Origin of the sequence: Streptomyces sp. NPDC018029 (assembly GCF_044327655.1) — a bacterium.
Taxonomy (GTDB): domain Bacteria; phylum Actinomycetota; class Actinomycetes; order Streptomycetales; family Streptomycetaceae; genus Streptomyces.
Genome location: NZ_JBIRFV010000019.1, coordinates 19,128 through 34,071, shown reverse-complemented (window position 1 = coordinate 34,071; position 14,944 = coordinate 19,128). Strand labels below are relative to the sequence as shown.

At 72.5% G+C, this 14,944-nt stretch carries 12 protein-coding genes; 5 read left to right on the top strand and 7 right to left on the bottom strand.

The genetic code is table 11. The annotated features are described in order from the left end of the window. Positions 1–59: 59 nt before the first annotated feature. A complete protein-coding gene (locus tag ACH4D5_RS38040; protein ID WP_398312564.1) occupies positions 60–284 on the bottom strand; it encodes a hypothetical protein in 225 nt (74 codons plus the stop codon). Here ACH4D5_RS38040 and ACH4D5_RS38035 point away from each other — a divergent pair. Further along, the gene (locus ACH4D5_RS38035; protein ID WP_398312561.1) at positions 283–1,122 is read left to right on the top strand and encodes a tetratricopeptide repeat protein; all 840 of its coding nucleotides are present in this window, start codon (positions 283–285) and stop codon (positions 1,120–1,122) included. The genes ACH4D5_RS38040 and ACH4D5_RS38035 overlap by 2 nt on opposite strands. Here the strand turns inward: ACH4D5_RS38035 and ACH4D5_RS38030 are convergent. After that, positions 1,011–2,177: an AraC family transcriptional regulator ligand-binding domain-containing protein gene (locus ACH4D5_RS38030; protein WP_398312558.1), complete on the bottom strand. Its 1,167-nt coding sequence runs from the start codon at positions 2,175–2,177 to the stop codon at positions 1,011–1,013. The two genes, ACH4D5_RS38035 and ACH4D5_RS38030, sit on opposite strands and share 112 nt — an antisense overlap. A 93-nt stretch (positions 2,178–2,270) precedes the next feature. On the opposite strand from ACH4D5_RS38030, the gene ACH4D5_RS38025 reads away from it, so the two are divergent. Then, the gene (locus ACH4D5_RS38025; protein WP_398312555.1) at positions 2,271–4,055 is read left to right on the top strand and encodes an AMP-dependent synthetase/ligase; all 1,785 of its coding nucleotides are present in this window, start codon (positions 2,271–2,273) and stop codon (positions 4,053–4,055) included. Positions 4,056–4,071: 16 nt separating this feature from the next. On the opposite strand, the gene ACH4D5_RS38020 is transcribed toward ACH4D5_RS38025, so the two are convergent. Together ACH4D5_RS38020 and ACH4D5_RS38015 are read right to left on the bottom strand one after the other, a co-directional pair. Further along, positions 4,072–4,386, bottom strand: coding sequence for an AzlD domain-containing protein (locus tag ACH4D5_RS38020; protein ID WP_398312552.1), 315 nt, complete (start codon positions 4,384–4,386; stop codon positions 4,072–4,074). Next, complete coding sequence (locus ACH4D5_RS38015; protein WP_398312549.1) at positions 4,383–5,147, bottom strand: AzlC family ABC transporter permease; 765 nt, start codon at positions 5,145–5,147, stop codon at positions 4,383–4,385. The genes ACH4D5_RS38020 and ACH4D5_RS38015 overlap by 4 nt, the downstream gene beginning before the upstream one ends. 89 nt (positions 5,148–5,236) lie before the next feature. Between ACH4D5_RS38015 and ACH4D5_RS38010 the strand changes: the two genes are divergently transcribed. After that, the gene (locus tag ACH4D5_RS38010; protein WP_398312546.1) at positions 5,237–5,797 is read left to right on the top strand and encodes a helix-turn-helix domain-containing protein; all 561 of its coding nucleotides are present in this window, start codon (positions 5,237–5,239) and stop codon (positions 5,795–5,797) included. Positions 5,798–5,956: 159 nt separating this feature from the next. Here the strand turns inward: ACH4D5_RS38010 and ACH4D5_RS38005 are convergent, their stop codons facing one another. Then, the gene (locus tag ACH4D5_RS38005) at positions 5,957–6,160 is read right to left on the bottom strand and encodes a cold-shock protein (RefSeq protein WP_018528239.1); all 204 of its coding nucleotides are present in this window, start codon (positions 6,158–6,160) and stop codon (positions 5,957–5,959) included. 366 nt (positions 6,161–6,526) lie between these two features. Here ACH4D5_RS38005 and ACH4D5_RS38000 point away from each other — a divergent pair, with 366 nt between their 5' ends. Beyond that, a complete protein-coding gene (locus tag ACH4D5_RS38000) occupies positions 6,527–7,363 on the top strand; it encodes a menaquinone biosynthetic enzyme MqnA/MqnD family protein (RefSeq protein ID WP_398312770.1) in 837 nt (278 codons plus the stop codon). A 311-nt stretch (positions 7,364–7,674) separates the two neighbouring features. Further along, the gene (locus ACH4D5_RS37995) at positions 7,675–9,351 is read left to right on the top strand and encodes a protein kinase (protein ID WP_398312543.1); all 1,677 of its coding nucleotides are present in this window, start codon (positions 7,675–7,677) and stop codon (positions 9,349–9,351) included. On the opposite strand, the gene ACH4D5_RS37990 is transcribed toward ACH4D5_RS37995, so the two are convergent. Beyond that, positions 9,287–9,961 carry a hypothetical protein gene (locus ACH4D5_RS37990; protein ID WP_398312540.1) on the bottom strand — a complete coding sequence of 225 codons (675 nt, stop codon included), beginning with the start codon at positions 9,959–9,961 and terminating at the stop codon, positions 9,287–9,289. The genes ACH4D5_RS37995 and ACH4D5_RS37990 overlap by 65 nt on opposite strands. A gap of 17 nt (positions 9,962–9,978) precedes the next feature. Beyond that, positions 9,979–14,763, bottom strand: a complete 4,785-nt coding sequence (locus ACH4D5_RS37985; RefSeq protein WP_398312537.1) for an FtsK/SpoIIIE domain-containing protein — start codon at positions 14,761–14,763, stop codon at positions 9,979–9,981. Positions 14,764–14,944: the final 181 nt, after the last annotated feature.

Genomic DNA, 14,944 nt, shown 5'->3' with positions numbered 1-14,944 from the left:
ACCAGCGAGTAATCCACGGGCTGACCGCGACGCTCACCTTCGTTGACTTCTGCTCACAGTCATCCGACCGGGTCTTCCGCCCACAGGTATTCAGCGGGCCGCCTCGACGCTACGTTCACAGAGGGGAAACCGCGGGCTGCCGGGGGCACGCGGGTGACGCCGCCGGTGCCGTCACGGCGTACGAGGAACTGCTCGCCGCCCTGCCCAGCCTCGCCTTCGGCGTCGAGCAGGAGTTCACGCGACGAGAGCAGACGCACCATCCGACCCCGAACGGAGACCGTCATGCCGGAAGAGACAAGCCAGCCGCGGCCCGCCCGCCTCGACCAGGCGCTCGCCTGCTTCTACGAGGCCCGCGGCCTGACGGACCCCGAGGAGTCGCCGGGCGTCTACGGCATCATCCTGCACGACATCGCCGACACCTACCGCGACGCCGACGACCTCAAGGAGGCCGTCGAGTACTTCCGGCAGGCCGTCTCGTACAAGCAGCAGGCCGACAACCCGAGCGACCTCGCGACGACGATGACCGCCCTCGCCAACACGCTCGCCGCGCTGGGCGAGCGGAGCGAGGCGCGGGACGTCCTGGAGCGGCTCGCCGGGGAGGTCCCGAAGATCCCGGACACCGAGCGGCGGGCCGCCGTCCTGCACAACATGGCGCTCACGTACGAGGAGTTGGGGCGGGCGGGCGTCGAGGGGGCCTACGCCGACGGGGTCGCCACCTGCCAGGCCGTGCTCGCCCTGGTCGACGGCGAGAGCGACCCGGGCTGGTACGCCTCCGTCCTCAAGGACATGGGCGACGCCTACGACGCGCAGGACATGGTGGCGCAGGCCCACGCCGCCTACGAGGAGGCCGTGCGCTACACGCGGCGCATCGAGGGCACGTCCACGTCGCTGATCACGGTGCTCATCGCACTCGGCCGCACCAGCCGGCGCCTCGGCAAGCTGGAGGGCGAGACGACGGTGCGGGCGGACGCGGCGACGGTCAACGGCGCGGTGTTCGACGAACCGGGGGGTCAGCCGCGGGATGCGCCGTCCGGGGGCCGGGCGGGGGCGGCGCCTGATGGTGCGGGGGACGGCTCGGCGGATGATGTGAGGGGCGGGGCGGCGGGCGGCGAGGAGTCGTAAGGGGCGGTGGCACGAGGGCCTGGGTGGTCGGAGCCGGGGTCCGGGGCGCAGGAGCGGACTGTCTCCGTCCGGTACGCCCCGGGCGTCGTCCCCGTCCACCGGCGGAACGCCCGGTGGAATGCCGTGTCCTCGGAGAAGCCGAGCCGCGCCGCCAGCTCCGCGATCGGCTCCCGCCCCTCGACCAGACCGGCGATCGCCGCGTCCCGCCGCACCGCGTCCTTCAGCTGCTGGTACGACGTGGACTCCTCCGCAAGGCGGCGGCGCAGCGTCGCCGGGCTCACCGCGAGCCGCGCCGCGATCTCGCCGAGCGAAGGGAGCCGCGGCGAGGTGCGCAGGGCGCGGGCGAGGACGCGGCGCACCTGCTCGGCGACCGTCGTGCCGTACTCGCGCCGGGAGAGCAGCTCGAAGGGCGCCCGGCGCAGCATCTCGTCCAGCGCCGCCTCGTCCCTGATCAGCGGCGCGTCCAGCCAGTGCGGGTCGAAGCCGGCGCCGGTGCGCTCGGCGCCGAACCGCACGGCACAGCCGAAGAGCAGCTCGTACTCGTCCTTGTGCGGGGGCGGCGGATGCCCGAACTCCGCCCAGCGCAGCGGAATGCGGCGGCCGATCAGCCAGCTGCACAGGCGGTGCCAGATGATGACGAGGCACTCGGCGAGGAAGTAGTCCTGTTCGAGGTCGTCGCGGACGCCGAACACCGCCTCGTCGTCGCGGCGTTCGAGGACGAGGTCGGGGCCGCCGGGGAACAGGCCGTAGAAGGTGACGCCGCGCCGCACCGCGGAGCCGAGGTCGCCGCAGCCTAGCGAGGCCTGGCACATCATCGCGAACGTGCCCGGCCTGCTGACGGCGGAGCCGAGGCCGAGGAACTCGTCCTGCGTGACGCGGTACAGCTCGCGGAAGAGCCGGGCGAACTGGGGCGCGGTGACCCGGGCCCGGTCGTCGCCGAGGAGCAGCGGCGGGATCTGCGCCCCCCGCAGCAGCGGCACGGTGTCCACGCCGCGCCGCTCGGCGCCGCGCAGCACGGCCCGTACATGGTGCACGGTGATCGTCCGCCTGGCCATGTCACGACGGTAGTGACGGCTGAGCGGACCGGCCAGTGCTGCTGACGTTTCGCGTCATCCCGGCAGCCGGGCGCGGCCCCTAGCGTCGTACGCATGCAGCAGACGCGGAAGGACCCACTGAAGCCGTCCGAACTGCCCGGCAGCCTGGCGCTCCTGGCGGAGTGGGCGGCGGAGCGGCACGGGGAGCCGCCGGGGTCACCGGGGGAGTCACCGGGGGATCTGCCCGCTCTGCGCTTCCGGCGCGACGGGGCGTGGGCCGAGATGTCGTACGCGGAACTCCGCGACGCCGCCCGGCGGGTGGGCCGGGGCCTGCTCGCGCTCGGCGTCCGCCCGGACGACCGCGTGGCGGTCCTCGCCGAGACCCGTCCCGAGTGGACCTGCACCCATTTCGGCGTGCTCGCGGCCGGCGCCGTCGTGGTCCCGGTCTATCCGACGGCGGGGGACGACGAGGTCGCCTGGGTCGTGGACGACTCGGGCGCGACGGTGGTGATCTGCGAGGACGCGGCGCAGGCGGCGAAGATCGAGCGGCTGCGGGGTCGGCTGCCGGGCGTGCGGCACGTGGTCCTGATGACGGAGGAGCCCGCCGAACAGGCCCCGCTCGACGTGCTCTTGGCGCGGGCGGAAGACCGCCGGAGTGACGACCTGGCCACCATCATCTACACCTCCGGCACCACAGGGCCGCCCAAGGGCTGTCTGCTCACGCACGGCAATCTGCTCGCCGTGCAGGCCGCCGCCGTGCCGCTCGTCGACGGCGGCCCCGGCGACACCACGTACCTCTACCTCCCGCTGGCCCATCTCCTCGCCCAGCTCATCGAGTTCACGACACTCATCGGAGGCGGCACGCTCACCTTCTTCGGCGGGCGCATCGAGGACGTGGTCTCCGAGCTGGCCGAGGCGCGCCCCACCCATCTGCCGTCCGTGCCCCGGCTGTTCGAGAAGGTGCGGTCCGTGGTGCTCTCCCTCGCCGAGGCGGAGGAAGGCGGGCGCGAACGGTTCGAGGAGGCCGTCCGCATCGGGGTCCTCGCCGCCGACGGCGAACTGCCCGCCGAGCTGAGGGAGGCGTACGAAGCGGCCGACAAGGCCCTCTACAGCCTGGTCCGGCAGGCGCTCGGCGGCCGCGTCCGGTGGGCGCTGACCGGCGGCGCGCCCATCGCGCCCGACACCGTCGACTTCCTGCGGGCCTGCGGCATCGCGGTCTACGAGGGGTACGGGATGACGGAGTCGGCCGGCGTCCTCACCCTCAACCACCCGGGCGCGGTGCGGTACGGCACGGTCGGCCGTCCCGTGGACGGCGTCGAGCTGCGCATCGCGGACGACGGGGAGGTCCTTGCGCGGGGCGCCATGGTCTTCCTCGGCTACCACAACAACCCGCAGGCCACGCGTGAGGTCATCGACGACGACGGCTGGCTGCACACCGGGGACCTGGGCGCCCTCGACGAGGACGGGTTCCTCACGATCACGGGCCGCAAGAAGGACCTCATCATCACCTCGGGCGGCAAGAACCTCACCCCGTCCCTGACCGAACTGGCCCTCCAGACCACCCGTTTCGTGTCCCGAACCGTCATGGTCGGCGACAACCGCCCCTACCCGGTCGCGCTCATCACGCTGGACGCGGAGGAGATCGCGGCTTGGGCCGAGCGTGAGGGCGTGCGGCTGACGGACCCGCCGTCCCGCGACCCCCGCGTCCACGCCCTGGTCCGGGAGGCCGTAGACGCCACCAACGCCACGGTGTCCCGCCCCGCCCGCATCCGCGCATTCGCGCTCTTGGACGAGGACTTCACCGTGGAGTCCGGCCTCCTCACCCCGAGCCTGAAGGTCCGCAGGAAGGCGGTGACACAGCGGTACGCGGGGGTGGTGGAGGGCCTGTACGAGCAGTAGCCCCACGCCCCGGGAGCTACTGGACGCCCGCCAGACGCAGCAGCGCCGTGGTCGCCGCCGCGCCCACCACGACCACGGCGAACGGCGCCTTGCGCCAGGCGAGGACGCCACCGGCCAGGACACCGACGGGCCTCGCCCAGCCCGCGAATTCCTGGCCCTCGGTGAGGGCGCCGGTGGCGAGGAGCGCGACCAGGAGGACCGTGGCGGCCACGGCCAGCAACTCCTGCACCCGTGGCGGGAGTTCGACGCGGCCGTGCAGGACCGGACCCGCCAGGCGGAAGGCGTACGTGCCCGCGGCGAGGGCGAGGACGCAGGCGAGCGTGGCGTTCATGAGGTGCTCCTCGAAGAGGCGGGACGGGGGCGGCGCGCCGCGAGCAGGCCGAGGAGGGCGAGCAGCACCGGCACTCCGGCGGGCAGCAGCGGCGCGGCGACGACCGCGATGACGGCACCCGCCGCCGCGGCCCGCCGCGCCGCGCTGTCGCTCCGCAGCGCGGGCAGCACCAGCGCGAGCAGCACCGCGGGGAACGCGGCGTCGAGGCCGAACCGGTCGGTGTCGCCGAGCGCGGACCCGGCGAGGGCGCCCGCCAGCACGCTGAGGTTCCAGGCGACGAACAGGCCGACGCCGGATATCCAGAAGGCGGCCCTGCGCTGCCGGCGGCCGCGCTGGGCCAGCACGAACGCCGCGGTCTCGTCCGTGACCAGGTGCGCGCCGATCAGCCGCGCCGCCCAGGACCGGCCGAGGTCGTCGGCGAGCGCCAGACTGAACGCCGCCGTACGGGAGTTGAGGAGCAGACCGGTCGCCGCCGCGGCCACCGGGCCGCCGCCCGCCGTGAGGATGCCGACCGCGCTGAACTGGGCGGAGCCCGCGTACACCAGCAGCGACATGAGCACCGGCACCCACACGGGAAGCCCGCCGCCCACGGCGATGGCGCCGAAGGAGACGCCGACGACGGCGTCGGCGAGCCAGACGAGCGCGATGTCGCGCAGGACGCCGGGCGGGAGGTCGGATACGCGGACGAGGCCCTTGGGCGGGTCCCCGGGTATCTCGCCCGTTCGGTCGGACGGGTCATCTGTTCGGTGTGGCGAACGCATGCGTCGTAGGATGGGTGGAGTGGGGCGCGTTCGTCAAGGCGAACGATCGGTCCGCTGTACCGAACAGGAGAGAGCCGAGGGAAACTGTGATGACCGACGGGTCCCGCATGCCGCGCGAGTGGGTCGCCGCCGCCCTGCGCCGGGAGCGCGCCAGGGCCGGCCTCTCCCTCTCCGAGCTGGCCAAGCGCGCCGGCATCGCGAAGTCCACGCTCTCCCAGCTGGAGGCGGCCACCGGCAACCCCGGCATCGAGACGCTCTGGTCGCTGGCCGTCGCGCTCGGCGTGCCGTTCAGCGTGCTCGTGGAGTCGCCCGCGCCCGCCGTGACGGTGATCCGCGCGGGCGAGGGCCCGACCATGCACGCCGAGAACTCGTCGTACGCGGGCACCCTGCTCTCCGCCGGGCCGACCGGCGTGCGGCGCGACATCTACCACGGGGCTCTGGAGCCGGGTGCCGCCCGTGAGTCCGACCCGCACATCCCGGGATCGGTGGAGCACCTCGTCATCAGCACGGGCCGGCTGCTCGCGGGCCCGTGTGGCGAGGCGGTGGAGCTGGGTCCGGGGGACTACATGTCGTATCGCGGGGACGTCGCGCACTCGTACGAGGCGCTGGAACCCGGCACCACGTTCGTGATGATCATGCAGCACACCTAGGGCCGCCAGGGCTCAGGGCCAGGGCCCAGGGGCCGGAGAAAAAGGCAGGAGCCCCGCTTCCCCCGCTCACGCGGAGGAGCAGGGCTCCTTGGGTACTGCATCCATGTCCGGATCAAGTCACCGGAGGAATCACACACCTCACTGACGTGAGGCGTCCGATTACTGGGGGGTGACGTTCTCCGCCTGCGGACCCTTCGGGCCCTGCGTCACGTCGAAGGAAACGGCCTGGTTCTCCTCGAGGGAGCGGAAGCCGTTCGCGTTGATCGCGGAGTAGTGGACGAAGACGTCCGGGCCGCCGCCTTCCTGGGCGATGAAGCCAAAGCCCTTTTCAGCGTTGAACCACTTCACGGTTCCGGTAGCCATAAGCCCTCCTTGGGCCAAAGGGTTGCCCTGCTCCAGAACCAGCGATTGTTTAAACAACTGCATAAGTCTGAAAACGACGAGAGCCTGCGGGGTTACATGCTCCGCAGGCTCTGTACTGCAAGGGAAACCAAACTGCAACTTGCGGCGAGCTTAGCACGCAGACCCGGGAATGCAATAGGGGGCAAGATCACGTCACCCGGATGTTTGACGGGGCTCCCGACGGGGTTGACGGAGGGGGTTCGGGGGCGCGTCGGGCCCCCGGCGCCCGAACCCTCCCGCACGAGGGCTAGCCTCGCCGATGTGGACAATTCTCCCCTGAACGCCTTCGCGGGGGCAGGCGCCGAACAGTCGCACGACTCCCGCCGCATTCCCCGGCCACGCGTCGGTCACATCCAGTTCCTGAACTGCCTGCCCCTGTACTGGGGGCTCGCGCGGACCGGAACGCTCCTCGACTTCGAGCTGACCAAGGACACCCCCGAGAAGCTCAGCGAGCAGCTGGTCAGGGGCGAGCTCGACATCGCGCCCGTGACGCTCGTCGAGTTCCTGAAGAACGCCGACGACCTGATCGCCTTCCCCGACCTCGCGGTCGGCTGCGACGGGCCCGTCATGTCCTGCGTGATCGTCTCGCAGGTGCCGCTGGACCGGCTGGACGGCGCCCGGGTGGCGCTCGGCTCCACCTCTCGTACCTCTGTACGACTCGCGCAGCTGCTGCTCGCCGAGCGGTACGGCGTGCGGCCCGACTACTACACGTGCCCGCCCGACCTGGGGCTGATGATGCGGGAGGCGGACGCCGCCGTCCTCATCGGCGACGCGGCGCTGCGCGCGAACCTCATCGACGGGCCGCGGCTCGGCCTGGACGTGTACGACCTCGGACAGCTGTGGAAGGAGTGGACGGGCCTGCCGTTCGTCTTCGCCGTCTGGGCCGCCCGGCGCGACTACGCGGCGCGCGAGCCGGAGGTCGTACGCGCCGTCCACAAGGCCTTCCTCGCCTCCCGCGACCTCTCTCTGGAGGAGGTCGGGAAGGTCGCCGAGCAGGCCGCGCGCTGGGAGTCCTTCGACGCCGAGATCCTGGAGCGGTACTTCACGACGCTCGACTTCCGCTTCGGTGCCGCGCAGCTGGGGGGCGTCACCGAGTTCGCCCGCCGGGTCGGCCCGACGACGGGCTTCCCCGCGGACGTGCACGTGGAGCTCCTGAAGCCGTAGCGGCAATTCGCGCGGGCGAAATCGGAATGCAGCCGATGCCGCAATAGTTCGCGGCTTCCGGATTGCGTCCGGGCATGCCCGCGGTGAACGGCAGACTCTTGCCGCTCTTGCCGCTCTCTCCTTCCGGCAATTGCCGGACAGAGGTACGTCAGGCGTACGTCAAGGGAACGTAGCGGACCATTCTGGTCATTGCGCACGTGTGGCGGCGAATGCGGGCGGGTGCGTTCCCGCGCGCGCTTGCGCACTACGCTGATCCGGAGTGCTGAGGCGCGCGAGGTGTCCGGACAGCACGCCTGGGGGAGGCCACGGTCATGCATCCGCTCGAAGCCGGCGAACCCACCACGATCGGGCCCTACCGGCTGCTCGGCCGGCTCGGCTCGGGCGGTATGGGCCGGGTCTATCTGGGGCGCAGCGCGGGCGGCCGCACCGTCGCGGTCAAGGTCGTGCACCCGCACTTCGCGCTCGACGAGGAGTTCCGGGCCCGCTTCCGCCGTGAGGTCGACGCGGCGCGGCGGGTCGGCGGCGACTGGACGGCGCCCGTCCTGGACGCGGATCCGGACGCGTCGGTGCCGTGGGTCGCCACGGGGTACGCGGCGGGTCCTTCGCTCACGGAGGCGGTGCGGGAGGGCGGACCGCTTCCCGAGCATTCCGTACGGGTCCTGGGGGCGGGCCTCGCGGAGGCCCTGGCGCACGTGCACGCCCTGGGGCTCGTCCACCGCGACGTGAAGCCGTCGAACGTCCTGCTCACGCTCGACGGGCCGCGCCTGATCGACTTCGGCATCGCGCGCGCCACCGACGGCACGGCGTCGCTCACCTCCACCGGCGTCTCCATCGGCTCGCCCGGCTACATGTCGCCCGAGCAGATCCTCGGCAAGGGCGTCACGGGCGCGGCGGACGTCTTCTCGCTCGGCGCGGTCCTGGTGTACGGGGCGACGGGGGAGTCGCCCTTCCCGGGCGACTCGTCGGCCGCGCTGCTCTACAAGGTCGTCCACGAGGAGCCCGAACTGGGCTCGCTCACCGGCGACTTGCGTGACCTCGCCGCCGCCTGCCTGGCCAAGGAGGCGGCCGCGCGGCCCGCCCCGGAGGAGCTCGCCCGCCGCCTCGCCCCGACGGGCGCGGCGGCGCTGGTCGCGGCGGGCTGGCTGCCCGGTCCCGTCGTGGAGCGCGTGAGCCGGAGCGCGGTGCGGCTGCTCGACCTGGACACGGGGGCGGGTGCGGAGGCGGGGTCGGCCGCGGGTGCGGCGTCCGTGAATGCTCCCTCCGGTCCCGTGCCGTTCAACACCCCCTCCGTGGAAGGCTCTTTCGGGCCGCCCGACCCCTCGTACAACCCGCCGGCAGGCCCCTCGCAAGCCGCGCACGCCGACCGGGTACCGGAACCCCGCACCGAGCCCCCGCCCGGCAAGTTCTCCGTCTCCGTCGCCGCGACCTCCGTGCCGGAGGGCTCTGAGGGACGCGGCCGCAAGGTGAGTTGTACGGTCGCGCTCGCCGTGGCCGGAGCGCTTGCCGCCGTCACGGTCGGCTCGGTGTTCGTCTTCGGGATGCTGCCGAAGGACGACGACATGTCGGGAGGCGCAGGGCCGAAGCCACCGGCCGCGACCGGCGCGCCCAGCACGCCCGGCGACTCCGCGGGCTCCGGGAAGGTCCCCGAGGCCTACCTCGGAAAGTGGCGCGGCCGGGCCGACGCGAGCGGCGGCACGATCCCTCTCGGCACGTTCACGGTCACCCTGCGCCAGGCGAAGCCGGGCGAACGCCTCGGCACGGTCCTCCAGCGCGACCCGATCGGCAACACCTGCACGGACGTCCTGACTCTGAAGTCGGTCACGCCCGAGCGGCTCGTGGCGCGGGGCGAGGGCGCGAAGAGCAACGGCGGCCAGTGCTCGCAGACGCCCCACACGGTCTATCTGCGTCCCGACGGGAAGAAGCTCATGTACACGTCGGACGATCCGAAGGCGGGGGATCCGAAGGCGCGGCTGTCTCCGGTGGAGTGAGCCGCCGCCTGCGCCTCATGTTGCGCAGGTCGTAGGCGCCCAGGACGCCCGCGACGCCGAGGACGGTCGCCGTGAGGCCCACCGCCCAGACGTACGGGTAGTTGCTGCTGACCCAGCAGTATTCACCGGCCGCCGAGCACGACCCGTGGCGGCGGCTGTGCTTGGGCCGGATCGTCTGTGCCGCGATGGCCAAGGCCATGAGCGCCCCACAGGCCCCCGGCAGCGCGACGACGGCCCAGAGGAGCGAGCGGGCCTTCTCCTTCCGCCAGTTCGTGCGGAAGAGCGCGGCGACCATCCACGCACCGGCCAGCGGCAGGAAGAGCCCGGTCGTCGCCGCGAAGCCGTAGCCCCCGCCGGGCCAGTCCGGTGCGAACTCGTGCCACATCTCACCGGCCCAGCTGAGGGGCCCGAAGATGAGCGCCGCCGAGCCCACGACCAGGCAGGCGACCACCGTGCAGCCGAAGCCGACGGAGCGCAGCCGGACGCGCCACCCGACCCGCTTCCCCCCGCGCCCCTTCGCCGGGGGCGAGGTCCGCGCCCCCGGCACATGCTCGTACCGCAGCGCGGCTCCCGCCGCCCGCCGCCGCGCCTTCTTCGCCGATCCGCCCACGAACGCCCCCCTCGGACTTACGACGGAGTGGTCAGCGTGGCGAGTTCGCCGTTGCCGAGGTGCAGCATGCCCTTGCCGGGCGTCACCGGGCCGCCGACCACGCTGCGCGAGATCCTGAGCCCGATGAGTTCGCCGCTGGAGCTGTCCTGCGGCGACAGCAGAATGCCGCGGCGGCCCTTCTTCGCGTCGACCTGCCAGCCCGAGAAGCCGCTGCACACGTCCTCCTCGTCACCGGCGAGGACCAGGGCGAGGCCCAGGTCGGCGCCGCGCTGGATGATCCGCTTGAACTGGCTCGCCGCGTCCGCGTCCTCCAGGATCTCGGCGTCGTCGATCAGCACGACGACCGGCTCGTCCGGTGACGCGTCCGCCCCGTCGATGAGCTCCTCAAACTCGTCCTCGTCGATGTCGTCGCCGGTGAACACCTTCAACACGCCCTCGGCGCCCTCCAGTTCACGCAGCGGCGACTGGCGCGGGGCGGCGACGACCAGGCGTACACCCTGCGCGCGGAACGAACGCGCCATGTTCATCAGGACCGTCGAGCGTCCCGACTTAGCCGGGCCCGCGATGACGAACGCCGGTACGCCCTGCGCCAGGTCGGGGCCGTACCCCATGACCTCGTCGCCGCCGATGCCCACCAGCGCCCACAGCTTCGAGCGGGATGCCTCCGGGTCGCGGAGCTCCCACGCCTCCTCGAAGGTGATCCGGCTCGGCAGCGTGTCGACGCGGAACGGGCGGCGGTGGCGCGGCACTTCGGCGTCCCGGGCCGCGGCCTGCTCACCGATCGCGGCGATCGCGGCGGCCTGCCCCTGGCCCGTGGAGTCCTCGGAGAGCAGCGCGAACTGCGTCTCCGTACCGCTCTCGTTGCGGAAGGCGCGGCCCGGCGCGATCTCCTCGGGGACCTTGCGGGCCGGGATGCCGAGCATCGAGAAGTCGGAGCGGTCGGCGAGGCGCAGGCCGTACTTGTCCTCGGTCAGCGAGGAGATGCGGCCCACCAGGATCTGCCGGTCACCCGTCATCACCATGTGGATGCCGACGCTCGCGCCCTCGCGCATGATCGTGGTGATCTCGTCGGTGAGCGACCCGTGGTCGATCTCGCCGAGCGTGGGCAGCCAGCCCTCCCACCGGTCGAGCAGCACGACGAGGTGCGGCAGGCGCTCGTCCTCGGCGGCGTCGGCCCGCTGCTCGCCGATGTCCGCGTACCCCTTGTCGGCGAGGAGGTCCTGGCGGCGGGTGAGTTCGCCCTTGAGCCGGTTGATGAGGCGCACCACGCGCTCGGTCTGGTTGCGGCCGACGACGGCGCCGCAGTGCGGCAGCCGGGTCAGCGCGTTGAGCGCGCCGTTGCCGCAGTCGATGCCGTACAGGTGGACGTCGGCGCAGGAGTGCGTGCGCGCCAGGGAGCCCGCGATCGTACGGAGCACCTGCGAGCGGCCGGAGCGCGGAGCGCCGCCGATCATCAGGTGGCCGAAGCTCGCGAAGTCCACGACGACCGGGCGGCGGGCCTGGTCGGCGGGCAGGTCCTCGACGCCGTACGGGGCGGGCGTGAGCGCCCCGGGAGCCGTGCGCGGCGCGGGCGCGGGGATCTCGTCGAGCAGCACGGTCTCGCCGAGCGCGGGCAGCCACGGGCTGTGCTGGGCGGGGATGCCCATGACCCGGTTGGCCTCGATGATCTCGTCGACCAGGACCTTCAGGTCGGTGATCTCCTCCTCCTCGCGGGCCTGCGCCTTCGGCTTCGCCAGCGAGGCGCGGCCGAGCGCCGACCAGTCGAGGGCGTCGACCCAGGGCGCGAGCAGCGCCGGGTCGGCGGCACCGGGCCTGCGGCCACCGACGCGCCCCGACTGGAAGGGCACGAGCGAGGCGTGCCCGAGCCGGACATAGGCGCGGCCGGGCGTGTTCTTGCTGATGTGCCCGGCCTCGGGGGAGTCGATGACGTCGGTGGACTCGCCGCCGTCCGTCACGCGCAGCGCGATGCGGAGGTTGGTGTTGGCGCGGATCTCGGGGGAGACGACACCGGAGGGCCGCTGGGTGGCGAGGAGCAGGTGGATGCCGAGCGAACGGCCTCGCTGGGCGATGTTGACGAGCCCGGTCACGAAGTCGGGCAGGTCGCGCACCATGGAGGCGAACTCGTCGATGACGATGAGGAGTCGAGGCACGGGAGCGTGTGACGGGTCGCGCCGCACGAGGTCCTGGTAGTCCTCGATGTCCTTGGCGTCGGCGTCCGCGAGGATGTGCTCGCGCCGCTTGAGCTCGGCGCCGAGCGATTCGAGGGCGCGCTCGACGAGGTGCGCGTCGAGGTCGGTGACCATGCCGACGGTGTGCGGCAGCTTCACACAGTCCTTGAACGCGGAGCCGCCCTTGTAGTCGACGAGGACGAAGGTCATGTTCTCGGGCGTATTGGCCACGGCGAGGGCGGCCACGATGGTCTGCAGCAGCTCGGACTTACCGGAACCGGTCGTACCGGCGATGAGACCGTGCGGCCCGTCCTTGCGCATGTCGATGCCGAAGGGCCCGTCGTACGACTCACCGATGACGGCCATCGTCGACTGCCCGCCCGCCTGCCACCTGGCGGTGATCGCCCCGGACGTCGGCGGCTCCAGCTGGAGTACGTCGAGGAGGCGGCTGGAGCCCGGCAGCGCCGAGTCCTCGGTCTCCCCGCTGATGTCGCGCAGCGGCGAGATGGACCGCGCAAGACGCAGACACCAGGCGGGCGTCACGAAGTCCGGGCGCACGTCACGCAGCCGCTCGGCCCCGCTCATCTCCACGCGCAGCCTCAACTCCCGCGGGGCGTCGGCCTGCTGCGGGTCGGGCGCGGTGGTGTGCCAGGCCTGGAAGGAGGGGAAACCGCCGGGGGCCTGCTGGGGCGGGGCGGGCGCGTGCGAGGCACCCCTGGGTGCCTGAGGGGCCATGCCGCTCGCGTAGGCGTTCGGGTAGGCGTTCGGGTCCGGCATCGGATCCGGCTTCGGCTCGGCGACCACGAAGGCCTGGCACTCGCCGGGCAGGAACCGTTCCTCGGTGTCGAGGCAGAGCGCGTACATGTGCACGGCGGGACCCTCGCGCAGCAGCCGCACCACACCCGGCAGGGACCGCAGCCGCCGCGACCCGTCCCACACCACGACGATGTCCGGATCGGAGAAGTTCGCGCCCTGGCCCTTGTTCTCCTCCATGGCCTTCACGCGCGCGTCGAGGATCTGGGTCAGCTCACCTATGCGGGCGCCGACGGTCTCGGCATCCGTCCCGATGAGGACGTTGATGTCCTGGCCGCCCGACGGACGGGCGTGCGGCAGCCACCGCACCCAGTCCCAGCTCTCCTTCGACGTGGCCTCGGTCAGCACGTAGAACTGCACGTCCATCGGGCTGTGCAGCGTCGCGGCCTGCGCGACCGCCCAGCGGCCGAGGGCCGTCGCGGAGTCGTCGGGCCCCGCGATGCCGATGACCCCGAGCCCCTTCAGCGGCAGGGCGACCGGCGCGTCCTCGATGTGCCAGGTCACCTGCCGCCGGTGGTCGTCCTTCTCCGGGTCGTCCAGCACGACCTCGGAGGGCAGCCGCCCGGTGCCGAAGCGCATGAGGAGGTGATCGGCGTCGGTGCGCCGCCGCTCCCACAGCCGGGTCCGCGGACCGGTGCTCAGCGCGAGCACGGTGGCCGGGTCGGGCACGGCGCTGCGCCGGTCGAGCCGCTCGGCGACCAGCGCGTCCTGAGCGTCCTTCTCGATCCGCGCCTTGGTCTCCTTGTACTCCTTGACCTGCTTCGCATGGGACTTGCGCCCGTGCTTCTTGTCCATGAAGTAGTTGCCGAACAGCATGATGGGGCTCAGCCCCGCCATGATCAGGTAGTACCAGCGGTCGAAGATCATCGCCGCGACGACGGCACCGACCAGCGGGAACAGCGCCATCAGCCACGGCAGCGGCCGCGCCTCGTACTCCCGGGGTGGGGTGGGCAGCCGGAAGGAGGTCTGGCGCTCGGGCGGGCGCAGCCGCGGGGGCCGGTTGTAGTCGAGACCGGCACCGTCCTCGGACCACTTGAGGGCGGCGTTCGGAGGGGTGTACCTGACGAGTTCGAGGAGGGTGTTGCCGAGGGCGATCTGCGCGCCGAGCGGCCAGGCGACGGTGTCGGCCGGGCCCTTGGCCCGCGCCTTCACCCGCGCGTCCCGCCGCTCCTTCCACTCCTTGTGCGCCTGCTTCTCCCGCTTCTCCCGAGCCTTCCGCTCCTTCCGCGACTCCCCTTCGGGCGGGACGGCCGCCCCCGCCGGCTCGGGCTCCTCCTTCTCCACACCGAAGGGCTCCCCGTCGACGGTGACGCCCTCTTTCGCCTTCTCTCCCCCGTGGAGGGTGACGTGGCAGGTCCCGTCGGTTGCAACTGACAACGTGAGGGCGCGCGACGCCATCTCGGGATCGTCGATCCGGATGTACGAGGCGGGCCCGCTGCCGATGTCGTACCGCCCGATCCCGAGCCGGTGCACGGCGCCGGCGGCGGCCCCGCTCGCGACGCGCAGCTCGACGAGCCCGGAGGGCTCGCCCGGCAGACACCCGGCGGGATCGTCGAGGCTCACGACGGCGCCCTCGCGCAGCGGCGAGGTGACGACGGTGGCGGTGGGGTCGACGGCGTACCCGTCGACGTAGATCATCGGGGCGCCGCGGCCGGGCGCCTGCTGCCCCTGCCCGATCGGAATGATCTGTGCACCGTCGCGGCCGACCTGCCGGGCCAGTTCCACCGCGATGTCCTGCACGGTGGACTCGGGATCGGCGTCGAGAACCACGTCGGCGGAGCCCCCGCCGAACGGATCGACGACGGTCAGAGTCAGGCGCACGATCGTCCTCCCCGGAGCTGAACAATGCGCCTGACGATATCCGCTCGCGCCCGGCGGTATCCGCTCCCCCCTTCCCACAGGCAACGGCCTGCACACAGTCCCCGCAGCGGCCCCATAACGGAACCAAGCCCACCACTTCGCACTCGCTCATAGCAGAGCTGTGACTCAACCGGGCTGCGTT